Below are 18,679 nucleotides of genomic sequence, written 5' to 3'. Positions count from 1 at the left end.
GCATGAGCGACGCCCGGTACCCGCGGCACGCGTCGCGTCCACGCCGTGCGCTCTCGGTCGCCCTACCGATCGGGCTCGCGGTCACCGCGTTGGGTGCGATGTGGGCGCTGGCGGACGTGCCCGCGCCCGTCGACGCGTCCGTGCCTCCGGTTCCGGCTGCGGCCGCTCAGCTCCCCGGGGTGCACGTCGCGGCCGTGCCGGCTGCCGATCCGTGCGCTGAATCGGCGGTCGCCGACGCCATCGCGGCGGGGGACGATGAGGCGGTGATCGCCGCCTTCGGCGGAGGCGCGGCGTTCCGCGATGCTGTCGTCGTCGGCAACGCGCCCTGCATCTCTCTGATGGACCCTGCCCGCATCTGGGTCGTCGTGAACAAGACCCATGAGCTGAACCCCACTGACTACGTTCCCGTCGACCTGATCGAGTCGCCCATCCAGCAGACGACGTCGTCGCGCATGATCCACCAGGGTGCCGCAGCCGCTCTCGGCGACATGGCCGCAGACCTCGAGCGGTCGGGATCGGGCGTGCTCGGAATGAACAACGCCTACCGTTCGTACCTGCTGCAGGTCTCGAACTACACCGGTCTGGTGAGTGCAGAGGGGCAGCGCACGGCAGACCTGGGATCGGCGCGCCCTGGGTTCAGCGAGCATCAGACCGGCCTCGCGGTCGACGTCGTCGCGTGCAGCCGCGGCTGCGGTGAGATCGCGAACTTCGGCGGAACCCCGGAGAGCGACTGGGTCGCCGCCCATGCGTGGGAGTACGGGTTCGTCGTCCGCTACGAGGCCGGTGCGACTCCGACCACCGGGTATGAACCCGAACCGTGGCATCTGCGCTACATCGGTCCCGCGCTCGCCGAGACCTACCACGAGGGCGGGTACCGGACTCTCGAGGAGTTCTTCGGCCTGCCGGCCGCTCCCGACTACGCGCACTGACGCACGCCGTCGGGCGGCCGCATCCCGGGGGTGGATGCACGGATCTGTGGCATCCCACAAACGCGGAACCCAGTGTCACGCATCGTGGGATGCATTCTCACAATGCCCGGCCTCGGCATCCGCTCTCCGGCATAGACTCGGCGGAGCAAAGACGCCAGACACGTTCGGGAGGACGGCATGGAACGCGACATCTACGACGAGGACCACGAGGCATTCCGCGACCTGGTCAAGGACTTCGTCAAGCGGCACGTGAGCACCGAGAGCATCGAGAAGTGGGATGCCGCGGGCGAGATCGACCGCGAGACCATGCTCGCCGCCGGCGAGGCCGGTCTCATCGGACTCTCCGTCCCCGAAGAGTTCGGCGGCGCGGGCATGCTGCAGGACTACCGCTTCCGCACCATCGTGATGGAAGAGGTCATCGCCTCAGGAGCCGGTTCCCTGGCCGGGGCCTTCGGCATCCAGGACGACCTGGCTGTGCCCTACCTCGTGCACATGGGCACGCAGGAGCAGAAGGAGAAGTGGCTGCCTCGCATGGCCACCGGCGAGGTGCTCGGCGCGCTCGCCATGACCGACCCCGGTGCGGGCTCGGACCTCCGCGGCATCAAGACCAACGCGAAGAAGGTCGACGGCGGCTACATCGTGAACGGTGCCAAGACCTTCATCTCCTCCGGTACGACGGCCGACATCGTCGTCACGTTCGTGAAGACCGGTGAGGGCAACCGCCCCGATGCGTTCAGCCTGCTCATCCTCGAGAAGGGCATGGAAGGGTTCGACCAGGGCAAGAAGCTGCGCAAGATGGGCTTCCACGGCTGGGACACCGCTGAACTCAGCTTCACCGACGTGTTCGTCCCCGACGAGAACCTCATCAGCGGTAAGGAGGGCCAGGGCTTCATCCAGCTGATGATGAACCTGCCGCTGGAGCGCCTCTCGATCGGCGTCGCGGCAGCAGCGGCGGCACAGGCTGCGACCGACTGGACCATCACCTACACCAAGGACCGCGAGGCGTTCGGCGAGCGGATCGCGGATTTCCAGAACACGCGCTTCCAGCTCGCCGACATGGTCACCACGACCGAGGTCATGTGGGCTTACATCGACCGCGCGCTGCTGGCCTACAAGGACCAGAAGCTCACCGCAGAGGATGCCGCGAAGGTCAAGTACTGGGCGACCGAGCGCGAGTGGGAGGTGCTCGACACCGGCGTTCAGCTGCACGGCGGCTACGGCTACATCATGGAGTACCCGATCGCCCGCGCGTTCACCGACGCCCGAGTGCACCGCATCTACGGCGGCACCAACGAGATCATGCGCGATCTCGTCGGTCGCCAGATCGTCGGCAAGCGCTGATACGCCATCGCTGAGTGCTGCAACCTGAGGTGCAGCGCTCAGCGGCGTCCGACGCCTGCGGCGCGCAGCTTGTCGGCGATGAGGATGCCGAGCGCCGTCGCCCCAACGCAACTTGCGAAGGTCACCGCGAAGAAGAGGATCTGCGACCACAGCGGCTGCGATCCCATGTGGAAGAACTCCCAGGAGAACAGCGGGTAGACCACGCCGAGCACGGCCGCCCCGGCATAGTGCATCCAGGTCTTCCAGAAGCGCCACAGCACGATCATGAACGGCAACTCGGCCGGCAGCGCCCAGGACGCGTTGGTGATCACGCTGTAGAAGCCGTATCCGGAGAACGGCGCGATCACGAGCCCGGCGATCACGCCGACGAGCAGCCCGACCAGCGGCCGGCGGAGCAGCCGCAGTGCGATCACCGACGGCAGCACCCACAGCCCGGTGATCGCCACGGACAGCACCGGATTGCCCAGCGTCAGGAGCACGGTGGACAGCCAGTTCGCTGGGGCCAGCAGCAGACCTCCGGCGACGCCGAGTGCTGCGCAGGTCAGCAGCAGGGTCGTCGAGATCCGCGGCATGCGTCGTGCCTCGCTCATGCCAGCGGCTCCGCCGCCAGGTCGCGAGCGGCCTTCGAGGTCGGCGAGGCCGCGCCGATCTTCCAGTAGCCGCAGAAGCTGACGGTGTTCTTGTCGACACCGCGGTCGGTGACGAGCTGCTTGCGCACTCCGGACGCGAGAGCCTGCTCTCCTGCCGCATACGCATGGAACGGAGCATTCGGCAGCGCGGCATCGCGCAGCGCGGTCAGCGCGAGCGATCCGGGGTCGACGGCGTGCGGACGCACGATCCATTCCACGGAGATGCCCTCCGGATGCGCGAACTCGAGGATGTCGTCCTCGGACGGCGCCTCGATGATCGCCATGCCGGATGCGGCCTCCGGCAGCGACGCGCAGATCGAGGCGATCGCCGGCAGGGCGGTCTCGTCGCCGACGAGCACCACGCGGTCGACGCCGCGCTCGGGGTTGAACGTGAGTCCCTCGTCGATGATCAGCACGCGATCGCCTTGGCGGCACGTCTCCGCCCAGCGGGATGCCGGGCCGGCGGTGCCGTCGGCCGCAGAGCCGTGCAGCACGAAATCGACGTCGATCTCCGCGCCGTGGTCGCCCGTGGCCGGTCGGTACTCGCGAACGCTGTAGTTGCGCATCACCGGTCGCTCCCCGTCGGGTATCCGCAGGAACTTCAGATACCCGAAGAGCTTGTGCGCCTTCGCCGGAACGCGCTCGAGCCCGGCGTCGCCGGTGACGGGGATGAAGAGCCGGAACCACTGGTCGTAGCCCCTCGTCCGGAACTTCGAGATCTCGCCGCCGCCGAGGGTCACGCGCATCCAGTGCGGTGCGAGCCGCTCGGTGCGCAGCACTTCGAGCGGAAGGAGCTCGGTGGTCTCGGGCTTGACCATCTTGCTGAATGCCATCGGTCGCCTTTCAGATGTCGGGCTCGGGCTGCTCGGTGCGGGAGTCAGAGCTGCCAGGGGAACGTGAGCGCGAAGATCGTCGCGGATGCCGTGATGAACAGCACGATGAACACGACGTCGCGCGTGCGGAAGGGCACCAGGTGCCGCTCTGTCCTCGTCGGGTGGGCGCCGAAGGCGCGAGCATCCATCGCCAGCGCCACGCGCTCTGCGTGCCGGATCGCGCCGGCCAGCAGCGGGACGATGTATCCCCAACCGCGGGCGATGCGCGCGAACGGACCGCGGCCTCCGTGCTGACCGCGCACCCGGTGCGCGGCGCGGATCACGCTGAGCTCGTATCCGAACCGCGGCACGAAGCGATACGCCGCGAGTGCCGTGTACCCGATCCGGTACGGCACGCGGAGATGCTGGATGCCGGCGCGGACGAGGTCGGGTCCGGTCGTCGTGAGCCCGCCGATCAACGCGAGCGCGAGGATGGAAGCCAGCCGCAGCGCGGTCGCGAATCCGATCTGCACGGCTCCGCTGAACAGGGTCCAGCCGCCGATCTGCAGGAACGGCGCCGTGTCGTCGACGCCGGAGGCATCGACCCAGAGTGAGAAGCCGAAGCCGATCGCGATCACGCCGAGGGGAACGGCGAGGAACAGCAGCGCAGCCGTCCGCGCGGTGAGGCGGGCGCCGATCACGATCAGTGCGTAGGCGATCGCGGTGAACCACAGCGGCGTCGCGAGATCGCGCACGAAGATCAGCAGCACCATCGCCGGGAGGACGGCGCCGACCTTGGCGAGGGGATTGAGGTGATTCAGGAACCGCCTGGCCGGTGCCGGCGCCCCGGGGGCGTACGGGTCGACCGTGGCGGTGGGGGAGGTGATGGCGGTCATCGCGTGGTCTCGGTGAGGAGTCCGCGCAACTGCGGGTTCAGCGCCCGGTGCAGTGCCGGCAGCCGGAGGCCTGCGGTCTCGAAGAGCCGTTCGGTCGCGAACAGCTCGTCCGTCGGTCCTGCGGCGTGCACGCGGCCGTCGGCCAGAACGACCGTGTGGGTGGTGTGGTCGGCGACGAGCTGCAGATCGTGCGTGACGATGACGATCGTCGTGCCCTCCGATCTCAGGCCCTTCAGCAGCCGCAGCAGTTCGTCGGCGCGGGCACGATCCTGGCCGAAGGTCGGCTCGTCGAGTGCGAGGACGGCGGGACGCGTGATGAGCGCGGTGCCGACGGACAGCCGTCGCTTCTCTCCGCCGGAGAGCAGGAAGGGATGCACGTCCGCCTTGTGCTCGAGCCCGAACCGGCTCAGCATCTCGCCGACGCGGTCGGAGATCTCGGCATCCGAGGCGCCGCGGAGGCGCAGGCCGTGCGCGAGCTCGTCGAAGACGGTGTGCGCGATGAACTGGTGCTCGGGGTTCTGGAACACGAAGCCGACGCGGGCGGCGAGGTCGCGAGGGGAAGCGCGGCCGGGGTCGATGCCGTCGATCGTGATCCGGTTCCGCGGCGGAGGCACGACGCCGGCGAGGGCCTGGATGAGCGTGGTCTTGCCGGCGCCGTTCGCGCCCACGATCGCGGTGAGGGACCCTGCGGAGATGTCGAGGTCGATGCCGTGCAGCACCTCCGCGCGTCCGCGCTTCACGCTGAGGTTCCTCGACCGGACGATCATCGGTGACGATTTCGACCCGCCTTCGGCTCGCTCAATCCGTGTCGTCTCGCTGCGCTCGCTCAACGTCCCGAAGCCGTTCACCACCCCCGCCAACTCCTCCGGCGTCAGTGGGAGAGGTGTCTCGGCATCCAGGACGCCGCGTTCGCGCAGCATCCGTCCGGCGAGGGTCGCGGCCGGCAGCCACACGCCCATGGCGATGAGCTCCTCGGTGTGCTCGCGCAGGATCTCGGCGACGGGGCCGTCGAAGGCGAGCCGGCCCTGCTGGTCGAGCACGATCGCGCGGGTCGCGAAGCGCATCGCGGCATCCAGATTGTGCTCGACGAGGATGACGGCACGATCACCGGATGCCACGAGATCGGTCAGGGCGTCGTAGACGTCGTCGATGCCCTGCGGGTCGAGGTTCGCGGTGGGCTCGTCCAGAACGATCAGGGGGGACCCCATCGCGACGGCGCAGGCGATCGCCAGACGCTGGCGTCCGCCGCCGGACAGGCGATCGGGGTTCCAGGCGCGGCGCTCCCAGAGGCCGACCCGGCGCAGCGCCTGCTCCGATCGCGAGAGCACCTCGGCGACGGGAAGCAGCAGGTTCTCGAGGGCGAACGCCACCTCGTCGAGGAGCGTGCCGGTGACCAGCTGCGCGTCCGGATCCTGGAACACCATCGCCACGTCCGAGCTGAGTTCGGCCACCGGGGTGTCCACGGTGCTCCGTCCTCGGACCTCTACGGTGCCTGCGACGTCGGCGGGGACCGACTGCGGGATGAGCCCGTTCAGCGCGAGCGTCAACGTCGACTTGCCCGATCCGCTCGGTCCGAGCACGAGGACGACCTCGCCAGGCTGCACGTCGAAGCTCACGTCGCTGGGCGACGGGTGCGTTGCGCCTGCGTGTGTGAGCGAGAGGTCGCGCACGCGAAGCAGGGGCACGGATGGGAGCACGTACCCAGGTTAGCCGACCCTTACCTGGTTGCGACGCCCGCTCGTCGCAGCGATGCGCCGATGCGCGCGCCGATGAAGGTCCACGCGACGGGCCCGACGATGAACATCACGAGGTACAGCACTCTGGCCCAGGGCTCGAACCGGTCGAGATCGACGGCCAGTCCGATCGGCACGGCGAGGATGATTCCGACGATCACCGCCGAGATCATGAACCGACCGAGGCCCCAGTAGCGGTACCGGCCGATCGCGGTGATGCCCTCCTGGATGAGACCGATCAGCAGTGCAGTGCCGATGTAGCGCAGTACCCAGGCCGGAGCGAAGGCACTCGAGACCAGGGCTGCGAGCACGTGCGCGACCAGCGCGACACCGGGTACGCGCAGCAATGACTGGGCGACGATGCCGGGCAGGACATGCGAGCCGAGGATGAGCCCGTACAGCACCGGCACGGCCGCGGAGACCGGCACGCTGAGGTAGCCGGCGCCCGCCGAGACGAGGCCCGTGGCGACACCGACAGCGGCGCAGATGAGCAGCACGCGGGTCGTCAGGACACGGGTCTTGGGCACCTGATCAGCCTAGTCGCGCGGCGGGCGCACGGTCCCCTCCGAGACCGGGGAAAACCATGCTCGAGCAGCGCGATCGCACCGTTCGTCGCCCCGGCGGTGCCGCTCGTCGCATCCGTCGATCAGGCGACGGGTGCGCGCGGTCACGAGTTCCTAGCGTTGGGACACGCAATGACGCGCACACAAGGAGCATCCATGTCATCACCTTCGTCGCGCCGCTCGCAGTCCCGAGCAGGCGCTGTCATCGACGGCGAGCCCGTACTCGTCAGCGATCCGAATCTCCCACCCACATCTCTCACTCCGGAGCAGGACGCCAAGGCCGGCCGCTGGACCTGGCCGAAGATCGCGCTCTGGGCCGCGATCGCGCTCCTCGGAGCCGTGGCCTGGACGATGCTCGCCATCGTCCGCGGCGAGACGGTCAACGCGATCTGGTTCGTGTTCGCCGCGGTCTGCACGTACCTGATCGGCTACCGCTTCTACTCCAAGGTCATCGAGCGGTACCTCCTTCGACCGAACGACAAGCGCGCGACGCCGGCCGAGGTCAAGCAGGACGGCAAGGACTACGTCCCCACCGACCGCCGCGTGCTCTACGGCCACCACTTCGCCGCCATCGCCGGCGCCGGCCCGCTCGTCGGGCCAGTGCTCGCAGCGCAGATGGGCTACCTCCCCGGCACGATCTGGATCATCGTCGGCGTCGTGCTCGCCGGTGCCGTTCAGGACTACACCGTGCTGTTCTTCTCGATGCGCCGCGGTGGCCGCACCATCGGTCAGATGGCCCGCCAGGAACTCGGCAGGATCGGCGGCACGGCCGCGATCATCGCCGCGCTCCTCATCATGATCATCATCGTGGCGATCCTCGCCCTGGTCGTCGTCAATGCACTCGGCGAGAGCCCGTGGGGCGTCTTCTCGGTCGCGATGACCATCCCGATCGCGCTGTTCATGGGCGTCTACCTGCGCTTCCTCCGCCCCGGCAAGGTCACCGAGGTCTCGATCATCGGCTTCGTGCTGCTCATGGCCGCGATCGTCGGAGGCGGCTGGGTCGCCGGCACCGAGTGGGGTGCAGAGGTGTTCCACCTCGACCGCGGCGTGATCGCCTGGGGCATCATCATCTACGGCTTCATCGCCGCGATCCTCCCCGTCTGGCTGCTGCTCGCACCGCGCGACTACCTGTCGACGTTCATGAAGATCGGCGTGATCGTGATGCTCGCCGGCGCGATCGTCATCGTGCGCCCTGAGATCTCGGTTCCCGCGGTCACGATCTTCGGCGAGAACGGCATGGGGCCGGTGTTCTCCGGCTCGCTGTTCCCGTTCCTGTTCGTCACGATCGCCTGCGGGGCGCTCTCCGGATTCCACGCGCTGATCTCCTCCGGCACGACGCCGAAGCTCGTCGAGAAGGAGCGGCAGACGCGCTTCATCGGATACGGCGGAATGCTCATGGAGTCCTTCGTCGCGATCATGGCCCTCGTCGCCGCGATCTCGATCGACCAGGGGATCTACTTCGCGATGAACTCGCCGACGGCTCTGACCGGAGGAACGGTCGAGGGCGCGGTGGCGTTCGTGAACTCGCTGGGTCTGACCGGCGTGAACATCACTCCGGAGATGCTGACCGGCACTGCGGCGGATGTCGGAGAGCCGTCGATCGTGTCGCGCACCGGCGGTGCGCCGACGCTCGCGCTCGGCCTCGCGCACATCATGCAGCAGGCTCTCGGCGGTCAGGCGCTCATGGCGTTCTGGTACCACTTCGCGATCATGTTCGAGGCGCTGTTCATCCTCACCGCGGTGGATGCCGGAACCCGCGTCGCCCGCTTCATGCTGCAGGACACGATCGGCACCTGGTTCCCGAAGTTCCGTGACGTCTCGTGGCGCCCGGGTGTGTGGATCTGCACGGCGATCATGGTCGCCGGCTGGGGCTACATCCTGATCCTCGGAGTCACCGACCCGCTCGGCGGCATCAACACGTTCTTCCCGCTGTTCGGCATCGCCAACCAGCTGCTCGCCGCGATCGCGCTCGCCGTGGTCATGGCGATCGTCGCCAAGCGCGGCAAGAACTACCTGCGCTGGCTCTGGATCGTGGCGGCTCCGCTCGCGTTCACCGCCGTCATCACGATCACCGCCTCGATGTACAAGATCTTCTCGCCGGTGCCGGCTGTCGGCTACTGGGCGAACAACTTCAAGTACCAGGAGGCGCTGGCCACGGGAGACACGAGTCTCGGAGAGCCGGCGGTCGTCGAGGCGGTCATCCGCAACACCGCGGTGCAGGGCAGCCTGTCGATCATCTTCGTCGTCCTCGCGATCATCGTGATGATCGTCGCGGTCGTCGTGACGATCAAGGCGATCCGCAACGGCGGCGGCGAGAACACCGAGGACGAGCCGATCGCGTCGAACCGCTATGCGCCCTCGGGGTTCATCCCGACTCGCGCCGAACGCGAACTCGAGAAGGAATGGGAGCCGATCGTGGAAGAGGAGCGCCGGACGACGGCGCACCACTGAGCGGATCGCCTGTCATGACGAATCAGACGGATGCCGTGACCGACCCGCTCCGCGCGCTCGCCGCGTGGGTGGCCAGGGCCGGCCGCGGCATCCGCTGGTACATGCGCAACCTCATGGGCGACAGCGCCTATGAGACCTACCTCGCGCACCACCGGCGCCGGCATCCGGACGAGGAACCCATGACGGAGCGTCAGTTCTGGCGGGACCGCATGGACGAGCAGGACCGCAATCCTGGCGCGCGTTGCTGTTGAGAATACGTGCTGTTGAGGGTGTCTTCTAGGCTGACTGCATGACCGATCCCGTCGTGCTCGCCGCAGTCCTGGGCGTGCTCGGCGGGATCGCCGTCACAGTGCTGCTGCTCCTCGCGCGCAGGCTCGCGCGCGGTTCGGCAGACCTCGGGAGCGCGGCCGAGCACGCGTCCTACGAGGTCATGCACCACGCGAGCCTCGCCGCGCGAGATCTTCGGGGCGGGCTGAGCAGTCCCGACGTCGTCCGCGCCGCTCGGCACTTCCGGGCTCTGCTCGGCAGCGCGGCCGTCGCGATCGTCGGTGACGGAGACACCGTCGCGATCGACGGGGCGGCCGACGGGCTGGAGGCATCCGCCGTGCGCATCGCCGGGCTGATCCGCGAATCGGGGCGGCGGCAGGTCTTCCCGCACCCCGACGGCGAGGAGCTGGAGGCGGTCGGCGCTCCGATCGTCGTCGACGGCCAGGTCGCCGGGGTGGTCGTCGCGTTCGCCGCGCCGGTGCGCGCCGCGCTCGTCCGCGCTGCCGGCGAGGTCGCCGACTGGTGCGCTGCGCAGGTCGAGCTCGGAGAGCTGGATGCTTCGCGTACGGCCCTCGCCGAGGCCGAACTGCGGTCGTTGCGCGCGCAGATCTCGCCGCACTTCATCTACAACGCGCTCACGGCGATCGCGTCGTTCATCCACGCCGACCCCGAACGCGCGCGCGACCTCGTTCTCGAGTTCGCGGACTTCACCCGCTACTCCTTCCGCCGGCAGGGCGATTTCACGACGCTTGCGGAGGAGCTGCAGAGCATCCATGCGTATCTGACCCTCGAGCGCGCGCGGTTCGGCGACCGGCTCGAGGTGACTCTGCGGATCGCGCCGGAGACGCTTGCGACCGTCATCCCCTTCCTGTCCGTGCAGCCGCTGGTCGAGAACGCGGTGCGGCACGGTCTCGAGCCGGGGGAGCGCGGCGGAACGATCAGGATCGATTCGGCCGATGACGGCACGCACACCGAGATCACGATCGAGGACGACGGCGTCGGCATGGACCCTGAGATCCTGCGCACGCTGCTGACCTCGGCGGTCGACGGCGCGCACGTGGGGCTGCGCAACGTCGACACCCGGTTGCGTCAGCTGTACGGAAGCGATGGCGGACTGGTCGTGGAGACGAACACCGGCGCCGGTACCCTGGTGCGGATGCGGATCCCGAAGTCGCAGCCGTTGCACGATCCGCAACGGGGCTGACACATCTGAGGAAGGGTGCGATGATCGACGTCCTGGTGGCGGATGACGAGCAGCCGGCGCGCGACGAGCTCGCACACCTGCTGCGCCGTGACGCGCGCATCGGCGAGATCGTCCTGGCGGGCTCCGGCGCTCAGGCGCTGCGCGCGCTCACCGAGCGCGCCGTCGCGATCGCCTTCCTCGACATCCACATGCCGGGGCTCGGCGGCATGGAGCTCGCGCGTGCGCTGACGGGGCTCGCGGAGCCGCCGGCCGTCGTGTTCGTCACCGCAGACGACGCGCGTGCGGTCGACGCCTTCGAGCTGCGCGCAGCCGACTACCTGCTCAAACCCGTGCGCACCGACCGACTCCGCCGTGCCATCGACCGCGTCGTCGAGCTCGGCGGAGCGGCGACGGATACCGAGGACGAAGTGCTCTCGGTCACGGTCGGGTCGAGTGTGCGTTTCGTTCGGCGGAGCGAGGTGCAGTGGGTGCAGGCGCAGGGCGACTACTCGCGGCTGCACACGGGTGACGCGATCGGCCACCTGGTGCGAATCCCGATCTCGGAGCTCGAACTGCGGTGGGCGGATGCCGGGTTCGTGCGCGTGCACCGCTCGTACCTCGCCGCGGCGGCCGCCATCGGCGAGGCCAAGCTGTCCGGCAGCGAGCCGTCGGTCACGGTCGGCGCGGTCGTGCTGCCGGTGAGCCGCCGCCTGCTGCCCGCTGTTCGGGAGGCGCTCGTGCGCCGGGAGAGCGCACGGTGACCCAGCATCCGCCAGGGCAGAATCCACCCCGGCGCGTGCGCGTGACCGGGGCGCCGACGACCCGCTCCGTGACGCTTCGTCCGGGCCAGGGATCGAGCGGTGCGGGGGCGACCAGAGGCATCGCGCTGCCCGGCTCACCGGTCGATGACGCGGATGCCGTCTACGCGCGCGCCCTGCGTCGCAGTCAGCTCCGGCTCGCGCTCGGCACCGTCGCCGGATTCATCGTGATCGCCGCGACGCTGACCCTGGTGATCTCACTGATCCCCGAGATCGACCAGGTCGTGATCGCCGGGCTTCCACTGTCGTGGATCCTGCATGCGTTCGCGTTCTACCCGGTGATCGTGGGCTTCGCGCTGCTCTACGTGCGCGGGGCGGCCCGCAACGAGCGCCGGTACCGAGCCCTCGAGGAGCGCGGATGAACCCGGTCTTCGATCTGGTCGGCATCGCGCTCGTGATCGTCGCGACGCTTCTCATCGGCGTCTACGGACTGCGGGTCTCACGCACCACCGGCGACTTCTTCGTGGCCTCCCGCACCGTGCGTCCGGTGTGGAACGCGTCGGCGATCAGCGGCGAGTACCTGTCGGCCGGCACGTTCCTCGGTCTCTCCGGGCTCGTGCTGCTCGAGGGCGCTCGAGGGTTCTGGTTCCCGATCGGATACGCCGCGGGCTATCTGCTCGTGCTCGTGTTCGTGGCGGCGCCGCTCCGGCGCAGCGGCGCGTACACGATCCCCGACTTCATCGAGGCGCGACTGGAGTCGGTGCGTGCGCGGCGGATCACGAGTCTGGCGGTGCTCGTGATCGGCTGGCTGTACATCGTGCCGCAACTGCACGGCGCCGGCCTCACGCTGACCGTCGTCGCCGGGTTCCCGCCGTGGGTCGGCGAGGTCGCGATCGCCGTTCTCGTCGCCGGGTCGGTCGCCGCCGGAGGCATGCGGGCGATCACCTACGTGCAGGCGTTCCAGTACTGGCTGAAGCTGTTCGCGCTGCTCGTACCGCTCGTCTGCATCGTGTTCGCACTCACCGGCGGGCCGCACGACATCGACCCTGTGACGATCTTCCCCGCCGAGGCGGGGCCCGCCGGCTTCGGACTGTACGAAACGGTGTCGCTCATGCTCGCGCTGCTGCTCGGGACCATGGGGCTGCCGCACGTGCTCGTGCGGTTCTACACCAGCCCGACCGGCGTCTCCGCCCGGCAGACGACGGTGCTCGTGATCGTCATGGTGAGCGCCTTCTACGCGGTATCGAGCGGGATGGGCCTGGTCTCGCGCATCGTCGCACCTGACCTCGCCGATCCCGCTGTCGCCGACACTGCGGCGCTGGTGCTGCCGTCGCGCGTGTTCCCCGGGCTGTTCGGCGAACTGCTCACCGCGCTGGTCGTCTCCGGTGCGTTCGCCGCGTTCCTGGCCACGTCGGCCGGGCTCATCGTGTCGCTGGCAGGCGTCGTCAGTCAGGACGTCTTCTCCGGATCGGTGCGCTCGTTCCGCCTCTCCGCTGTGCTGTGCGCGGCGGTGCCGCTCGCTGTCGCGCTGCTCACGACGCCCGCCGGGCTCGGCTCGAGCGTCGGCATGGTGTTCGTGTTCGCGGCATCCATGCTCTCTCCCGTCGTCCTGCTCGGGGTGTGGTGGGCAGGACTCACGGCCCGAGGGGCGGTCGCCGGGATGGTGACCGGCGGGGTCGCCTGCACGCTGTCGTTGATCGTGTACGCGGCCGTCGACGGGGTGGGTCTCGCGGCTCCGTTCCTCGCCCAGCCGGCGGCGTGGACGATCCCGCTCGCGACCGCCACGACGATCGGCGTCTCGCTGCTCGACACCCGCGGCACGCCGACGCGCGTCGACCGCTATCTCGCCCGGCTGCACACTCCGGAGCGGGTATAGGCTCTGATCCCGATCGACCGAATGGATGCTCCGATGCCGCAGTATGCAGTCCTGATCTACTCCGACGACTCCGCCCACGCGCTGGACGCCACGGACGAGGATCTGGCCGAGCCCAACGGACACGGCGATGAGCTCTCCGCCGCCGGCGTGATGACCGCCGCTTGGGCTTTCACGCCTCGAGACCTGGCCCGCTCGATCAGGGCCGACGGGGTCGCGGAGGGGACGTTCGTCGACAGCGCGCAGGTCGTCGCGGGTGTCTACATCATCGAGGCGGAAGGCTGGGATGCCGCGCTCGCCATCGCCGGCATCAACCCGGCGATTCGCGGATCCGGTGGCGTCGAAGTGCGCCTGGTGCACAGCGGGGGTTTCGTCGATCCGTCCCGCACCAATTGATCGATCAGGAGCGGATCGACCGGCCATAGGTCGGATCTCCTCTGGCGGAACGGCCAATGGTGCCCCTGTGCGATCCGGCGTTAGGTTGAGCGACGGCGCGGCAACGAGGCCGTGCACGATCATCGGAGCAGATACATGGGTCGATCACCCCTCCGGTTGACAGTGGGCGTCACACTCGCCGCACTCGTCATCGGGACTTCGGCAACCGCAGGCTACGCAGGCGTCGAGGAGGTGACACATCCCGCACCCGTCGAGGGAACGCCCGGCCACTACATCGTCGTCATGAAGGCCGATCCGCTGGCGACCTACGAGGGCGACACGAAGGGCCTTCGGCGCACGAAGCCGAACCCGGGCAAGCCGCTCGATGCGCACTCCGCCGACTCGCAGAAGTACGTCGCGCACCTGGAGAACGAGCAGCGCAAGCTCGCTCAGGCCGAGGGCGTCACGCCGGATGTCACCTACCAGGTGACGCTCAACGGCTTCAGCGCCGACCTCAGCGGCGATCAGGTCGACGCGCTGCGATCGTCGAAGGACGTGCTCGGGGTGTTCCCCGACGAGATCCGGCACCCCGATGCGCAGTCCTCGACCGACTTCCTCGGGCTCGGCGACGACAAGCGCGGCAAGGGCGGCGTGTGGGAGGCAACCGGCGGCGTGAAGAAGGCCGGCGAGGGCGTCGTGGTCGGTGTGATCGACACCGGGATCGCCCCCGAGCATCCCTCGTTCGACGGCGACAAGCTGAAGAAAAAGCCGAAGAAGAGCAAGGGGGAACCGTACAGCGACGGCTCCTACGTCTACTTCGACAAGTCGGACGGAACGCAGTTCCGCAGCGCCATCGTCGGCGGTCAGGACTGGGACAAGCACGACTACACGACCAAGCTCGTGGGCGGGCAGTACTTCTCGACTGGGGCCGCGGCGGCCGGTTTCGACTTCCAGTACGACTACCTCTCGCCGCGTGACGGCGACGGCCACGGCTCGCATACCGCGAGCACCGCCGCCGGAGTCTTCGGAATCAAGGCGCAGGTCGAGGGCGTGAAGCTGGGGACGATCTCCGGGGTGGCCCCGGCCGCCAAGATCTCCGCGTACAAGGCCTGCTACGTCGGGCCCGACCCGCTCGTGACGACCGATGACATCTGCGCGCTGAGCGACCTGATCGCGGCGATCGACCAGTCCGTGGCCGACGGCGTCGACGTCATCAACTACTCGATCGGCGGAGGCGCAGCCACATCGGTTCTGCAGCCGGACGACATCGCGTTCCTGAACGCGGCGGCCGCGGGCGTTTTCGTGTCCGTCAGCGCCGGCAACGACGGTCCGGATGCCGTCACGGCCGACCACGCGTCGCCCTGGTACACGACGGTTGCGGCATCCACGATCCCGACGTGGGAGGGAACCGTCAGCTTCGACGGGTTCGCGCAGGCCGGAGCATCCGTCTCGGTTCCGTTCGGCAAGACCGTCACCGGTCCGTCGATCTATGCGGGTGACGCGACGGCCGCAGGTGCAGTCGACGCGCGACTCTGCATGCCGGGAACGCTCGACCCCGCGAAAGTCTCGGGGCACATCGTGGTCTGCGACCGTGGCGTCAACGCGCGTGTGGAGAAGTCGCAGGTCGTGAAGGATGCCGGCGGTGCGGGCATGGTGCTGGTCAACGTGCCGGGCGAAGCCGATTCGCTCGACAACGACTTCCACGTCGTGCCGACCGTGCACCTGTCGTCCGCGTACCGCGAGGCCGTCCTCGCGTATGTGCAGGGTGGAGCAGATCGACCGATCACGCTCACCGGCGAGAACACGACTGATGAGACGACGCCGGTGCCGCAGATCGCGGGTTTCTCGAGCCGCGGTCCCATGCACGCCGACGGCAGCGACGTCATGAAGCCCGACATCGCTGCTCCTGGCGTGGCGATCCTCGCCGCGACCAACAACGCTCGCAAGGACAAGCCGACCTTCGGCATCCTGTCGGGCACGTCGATGGCGTCACCGCACATCGCCGGTCTCGGCGCGCTGTACCTCGGCGAGCGGCCGACCGCGTCGCCGGCTGAAGTGAAGTCCGCGATGATGACCACCGCGTACGACACCGTGAACGCGGACGGGTCGAAGAACACCGACCCGTTCGCGCAGGGTGCAGGTCAGGTCGATCCGACCAGGTTCTTCGAGCCGGGTCTGCTGTACCTCAACGGCGTGGCCGACTGGGCGGCGTTCCTCGAGGGCAAGGGGCTGGCGGAGTTCGACGGCGTCGAGCCGATCGACGGCAGCGATCTCAACCAGGCATCGATCTCCATCGGCACCCTGGCCAGCGCTCAGACGGTCACCCGTACGGTGACGTCCACTGCTGCAGGCACGTACACCGCGAGTGCTGATGTGCCTGGGGTGAACGTCACGGTCGAGCCGTCGACGCTGTCGTTCGGCGCAGCGGGTGAGACGGCCACGTACACGGTCACGTTCGACAACGCGTCGGCGCCGGTCGAGCAGTGGGCGACCGGCTCGCTCACCTGGACCGGTGAGGCCGGCGAGGTGCGCTCGCCGATCGCGGTCTTCCCGGTGACGGCGGATGCTCCGGCCGAGGTCGCAGGAACAGGCGTCGACGGTTCGACCACGGTCGAGGTCACTCCGGGTGTCGACGGCGAACTGCCGCTGAACCTGTCGGGTCTGACGCCGTTCACGCTGCTCACCGATCCGGACCACCCGGTGCCAGGTCACTCCGGCGATGAGAACTCGGGCGATGCGAACAAGGACGTCGCGTGGATCGTGGACGTGCCGGAGGGCACGACGCTGTCGCGCTTCGATCTCGATTCGTCTGACGACGAGGGCAGCGACCTCGACCTGACCGTCTACCGCGTGGTCGCACCGGATGATCTGCGGTACTACGAGATGTGGCAGTCGGCGACCGCATCCGCTGACGAGCAGGTCACTGTTCCGACCCCGGCGCAGGGCACGTATCTCGTCGTCGCGAACGTGTACTCGACGAGTGCGCCGATGACGTGGGACATGACCTACGCCAACGTCGGTTCGTCCAGTGAGGGCGCGTTCACGGCGACCCCGAACCCGCTGGCTGCGGTTCAGGGTCAACAGACGAGTTATGACCTCAGCTGGTCGGGTCTCACCGCGGGTACGCGCTACCTCGGTGTCGTGCAGTACGGCGACTCCGACGTGCGGACGATCGTCTCGGTGGACGCGGAGTAGCTGTCACGGGGGCGCCTCGTGCTTCGGCGCGGGGCGCCCTCTCAGTGTCTTCAGGCGAACGGTGCAGTCAGACGAACATCACGCGCAGCGGAGGCTCGTCGGTGTAGGTGCGTCCGAGTGGGCTGGTCCAGAGGATGACGCCGTCATCGAGCTGTTTCGCGGACCATCGATCACGATCATCCACATCGGGATGCTTGAGCGGATGGTGGCTGGTGCAGAACAGGGCGAGGTTGTCCAGTGCTGTCGGTCCGCCTTTGGCGTGGTCGTGGTTGTGGTCGTTCTGGCAGCGGTGCACGGGCGCGCGGCATCCGGGGAAGCGACAGTGCTGATCCCTGGCGCGCAGATATCGTTTCATCCCCGCCGTCGGGACGTAGTTGTCCGTCTCCACCACCATGCCGCGGGGGTCGACGAAGACGCGGTCCCAACTGGTGGCGTGGCCGGCGAGGATCCGGGCGGCGTCTGTGGTCATGGGGCCGTGGCCGTCGAGGAGCGCGAGGCTGTCGTCGCTTGCGTCCTCCCTGCTGCTGAGGGCTGAGGCGGGGATCGTGACTTGCACGGTTGCCTTGATCGCTTCGAGCGACGTCTCCGTGACGCTGGAGGGGGTTGTGGTGAGAAGGATGTCGGCGAGGAGGTCGGCGCGCAGCTGATCGAGGGTGCGGGTGTCGTGTTCGAGCGGGCCGTACCCGTCGTGCGTCGGCGTGGACTCGTAGAAAGCTGTGATGTCGTCGTCATCGCCGGTCGGGCAGGACTGGTCGAAGCGGTCGATGTAGGCGTCGTCGATGTGGGTCGGCGGAATGGACGCGGCGACGGTGGCGGCCGCGTCACCGCTGTCCTCCCACGGCGGGGTCTCGTCGAACTCGCGTTCCAACCTGCGCAGGAGCTCGTCTTCGAGGGCGTCAGACGGGGGAGGGCCGGAGGGTTCCTGCTGCGCGAGCGCGGTCTCGCGTTCGGCGCGGATCTTCTCGAGTGTGGAGCGTCGGGGGCGGCGCTGGCCCTTCGGGCGTGACTGGATGACCTCGTTGCCCATTGTCGTGAGCCGGTCGTGGATCGCGTAGGCGAGGACTTCGGGGAGGATCGCGATGAGCACCGCCATCCCTTCGCCGTCGGGCTTGACGGTCACGGCGCGGTCGCCTCTGGCCCGCCGGTGCTGCTCGACGGTGCCCTCGGGGAAGACGGCTGCGGCGACCTCGCGCGCTGCAGCCCGGGTGCGGGCCGGGGTCTCCCGCTCGGCGAACGGGACGACCCGATCCTCGTACTCCGCCCGGATGCGGTCGGCGTCGGCATCCCCGGACACTTTCGGAGCTGCGGCCACGATGACATCGGCGTGACGCTTGCTGATCGTTCCGGCGCGGAGGGCCTCGAACGTCGCGGGGAGTGTACGCGCCAGCATCCACGCTGCGGTGATGTGGGCGGCGAACGTCGACGGGGAGAGATGCCCGGCCGCGGCGTATTCGGCGCACATCGACCGGAACGCCATCTCGTCACCGGCCAACCGGTCCTGCGCGAGCAGATCCAGGCGTCGCGCCAGCAGTTCTACGCGCTCCGCTTCCAGCGCTCCGATCCGGGCGCCGACGCCGACCCACTCGTCGAGCAGCTCGCCCTGAAGCACGAGGGAATCCTCGATTGCTTGAGTAGTCGGGCTGAGCGTTGCCATGTACTCAGTTTAGAACATAC

The 18,679-nt window shown here is 68.6% G+C and carries 16 protein-coding genes; 10 read left to right on the top strand and 6 right to left on the bottom strand.

Annotation, left to right across the window (positions count from 1 at the left end; translation table 11 throughout):
* Positions 1 to 2: 2 nt before the first annotated feature.
* Positions 3 to 929, top strand: coding sequence for a M15 family metallopeptidase (locus LQZ87_RS01485; RefSeq protein ID WP_230101666.1), 927 nt, complete (start codon positions 3 to 5; stop codon positions 927 to 929).
* Between the two features lie 177 nt (positions 930 to 1,106).
* Complete coding sequence (locus LQZ87_RS01480; RefSeq protein ID WP_230101665.1) at positions 1,107 to 2,270, top strand: acyl-CoA dehydrogenase family protein; 1,164 nt, start codon at positions 1,107 to 1,109, stop codon at positions 2,268 to 2,270.
* Positions 2,271 to 2,308: 38 nt separating this feature from the next.
* Here LQZ87_RS01480 and LQZ87_RS01475 read toward each other — a convergent pair whose 3' ends face one another.
* From LQZ87_RS01475 to LQZ87_RS01455, 5 genes are read right to left on the bottom strand one after another with little or no spacing between them, the layout of a single operon-like run.
* Positions 2,309 to 2,860 (bottom strand): ECF transporter S component, encoded by a 552-nt coding sequence (locus tag LQZ87_RS01475; RefSeq protein WP_230101664.1) that lies wholly within the window; start codon positions 2,858 to 2,860, stop codon positions 2,309 to 2,311.
* Positions 2,857 to 3,732: a siderophore-interacting protein gene (locus tag LQZ87_RS01470; RefSeq protein ID WP_230101663.1), complete on the bottom strand. Its 876-nt coding sequence runs from the start codon at positions 3,730 to 3,732 to the stop codon at positions 2,857 to 2,859. The genes LQZ87_RS01475 and LQZ87_RS01470 overlap by 4 nt, the downstream gene beginning before the upstream one ends.
* Positions 3,733 to 3,776: 44 nt before the next feature.
* Positions 3,777 to 4,607: an energy-coupling factor transporter transmembrane component T gene (locus LQZ87_RS01465; protein ID WP_230101662.1), complete on the bottom strand. Its 831-nt coding sequence runs from the start codon at positions 4,605 to 4,607 to the stop codon at positions 3,777 to 3,779.
* Positions 4,604 to 6,304 carry an energy-coupling factor transporter ATPase gene (locus LQZ87_RS01460; protein ID WP_230101661.1) on the bottom strand — a complete coding sequence of 567 codons (1,701 nt, stop codon included), beginning with the start codon at positions 6,302 to 6,304 and terminating at the stop codon, positions 4,604 to 4,606. The genes LQZ87_RS01465 and LQZ87_RS01460 overlap by 4 nt, the downstream gene beginning before the upstream one ends.
* Positions 6,305 to 6,324: 20 nt before the next feature.
* The gene (locus LQZ87_RS01455; RefSeq protein ID WP_230101660.1) at positions 6,325 to 6,867 is read right to left on the bottom strand and encodes an ECF transporter S component; all 543 of its coding nucleotides are present in this window, start codon (positions 6,865 to 6,867) and stop codon (positions 6,325 to 6,327) included.
* Between the two features lie 192 nt (positions 6,868 to 7,059).
* Here LQZ87_RS01455 and LQZ87_RS01450 point away from each other — a divergent pair, with 192 nt between their 5' ends.
* From LQZ87_RS01450 to LQZ87_RS01415, 8 genes are all read left to right on the top strand, one after another.
* Complete coding sequence (locus tag LQZ87_RS01450) at positions 7,060 to 9,354, top strand: carbon starvation CstA family protein (protein ID WP_230101659.1); 2,295 nt, start codon at positions 7,060 to 7,062, stop codon at positions 9,352 to 9,354.
* Between the two features lie 14 nt (positions 9,355 to 9,368).
* A complete protein-coding gene (locus LQZ87_RS01445) occupies positions 9,369 to 9,605 on the top strand; it encodes a YbdD/YjiX family protein (protein WP_230101658.1) in 237 nt (78 codons plus the stop codon).
* Positions 9,606 to 9,643: 38 nt separating this feature from the next.
* Entirely contained in the window at positions 9,644 to 10,825 is a 1,182-nt protein-coding gene (locus LQZ87_RS01440) for a sensor histidine kinase (RefSeq protein ID WP_230101657.1), read from the top strand.
* A 20-nt stretch (positions 10,826 to 10,845) separates the two neighbouring features.
* A complete protein-coding gene (locus LQZ87_RS01435; protein WP_230101656.1) occupies positions 10,846 to 11,565 on the top strand; it encodes a LytTR family DNA-binding domain-containing protein in 720 nt (239 codons plus the stop codon).
* 68 nt (positions 11,566 to 11,633) lie between these two features.
* A complete protein-coding gene (locus LQZ87_RS01430) occupies positions 11,634 to 11,984 on the top strand; it encodes a heavy metal transporter (RefSeq protein ID WP_230101655.1) in 351 nt (116 codons plus the stop codon).
* A complete protein-coding gene (locus LQZ87_RS01425) occupies positions 11,981 to 13,438 on the top strand; it encodes a cation acetate symporter (protein WP_230101654.1) in 1,458 nt (485 codons plus the stop codon). The genes LQZ87_RS01430 and LQZ87_RS01425 overlap by 4 nt, the downstream gene beginning before the upstream one ends.
* A gap of 33 nt (positions 13,439 to 13,471) precedes the next feature.
* Positions 13,472 to 13,831 (top strand): YciI family protein, encoded by a 360-nt coding sequence (locus LQZ87_RS01420; protein ID WP_230101653.1) that lies wholly within the window; start codon positions 13,472 to 13,474, stop codon positions 13,829 to 13,831.
* Between the two features lie 231 nt (positions 13,832 to 14,062).
* Positions 14,063 to 17,005, top strand: coding sequence for a S8 family peptidase (locus LQZ87_RS01415; protein ID WP_230101652.1), 2,943 nt, complete (start codon positions 14,063 to 14,065; stop codon positions 17,003 to 17,005).
* 67 nt (positions 17,006 to 17,072) lie between these two features.
* Here LQZ87_RS01415 and LQZ87_RS01410 read toward each other — a convergent pair whose 3' ends face one another.
* Positions 17,073 to 18,659, bottom strand: a complete 1,587-nt coding sequence (locus LQZ87_RS01410; protein ID WP_230101651.1) for an HNH endonuclease signature motif containing protein — start codon at positions 18,657 to 18,659, stop codon at positions 17,073 to 17,075.
* Positions 18,660 to 18,679: the final 20 nt, after the last annotated feature.

This window comes from Microbacterium sp. Bi121 (assembly GCF_918698005.1).
Taxonomy (GTDB): domain Bacteria; phylum Actinomycetota; class Actinomycetes; order Actinomycetales; family Microbacteriaceae; genus Microbacterium.
The sequence above is the reverse complement of the archived record's forward strand: the minus strand, read 5'-3'. Positions and strand labels throughout refer to the sequence as shown.

Excerpts from the sequence above, each read along its gene's own strand:
- LQZ87_RS01435 (WP_230101656.1), top strand. The coding sequence starts at position 10,846 with ATGATCGACGTCCTGGTGGCGGATGACGAGCAGCCGGCGCGCGACGAG.
- LQZ87_RS01450 (WP_230101659.1), top strand. The coding sequence starts at position 7,060 with ATGTCATCACCTTCGTCGCGCCGCTCGCAGTCCCGAGCAGGCGCTGTC.
- LQZ87_RS01420 (WP_230101653.1), top strand. The coding sequence starts at position 13,472 with ATGCCGCAGTATGCAGTCCTGATCTACTCCGACGACTCCGCCCACGCG.
- LQZ87_RS01470 (WP_230101663.1), bottom strand. The coding sequence starts at position 3,732 with ATGGCATTCAGCAAGATGGTCAAGCCCGAGACCACCGAGCTCCTTCCG.
- LQZ87_RS01465 (WP_230101662.1), bottom strand. The coding sequence starts at position 4,607 with ATGACCGCCATCACCTCCCCCACCGCCACGGTCGACCCGTACGCCCCC.
- LQZ87_RS01425 (WP_230101654.1), top strand. The coding sequence starts at position 11,981 with ATGAACCCGGTCTTCGATCTGGTCGGCATCGCGCTCGTGATCGTCGCG.
- LQZ87_RS01410 (WP_230101651.1), bottom strand. The coding sequence starts at position 18,659 with ATGGCAACGCTCAGCCCGACTACTCAAGCAATCGAGGATTCCCTCGTG.
- LQZ87_RS01485 (WP_230101666.1), top strand. The coding sequence starts at position 3 with ATGAGCGACGCCCGGTACCCGCGGCACGCGTCGCGTCCACGCCGTGCG.
- LQZ87_RS01480 (WP_230101665.1), top strand. The coding sequence starts at position 1,107 with ATGGAACGCGACATCTACGACGAGGACCACGAGGCATTCCGCGACCTG.
- LQZ87_RS01445 (WP_230101658.1), top strand. The coding sequence starts at position 9,369 with ATGACGAATCAGACGGATGCCGTGACCGACCCGCTCCGCGCGCTCGCC.
- LQZ87_RS01475 (WP_230101664.1), bottom strand. The coding sequence starts at position 2,860 with ATGAGCGAGGCACGACGCATGCCGCGGATCTCGACGACCCTGCTGCTG.
- LQZ87_RS01440 (WP_230101657.1), top strand. The coding sequence starts at position 9,644 with ATGACCGATCCCGTCGTGCTCGCCGCAGTCCTGGGCGTGCTCGGCGGG.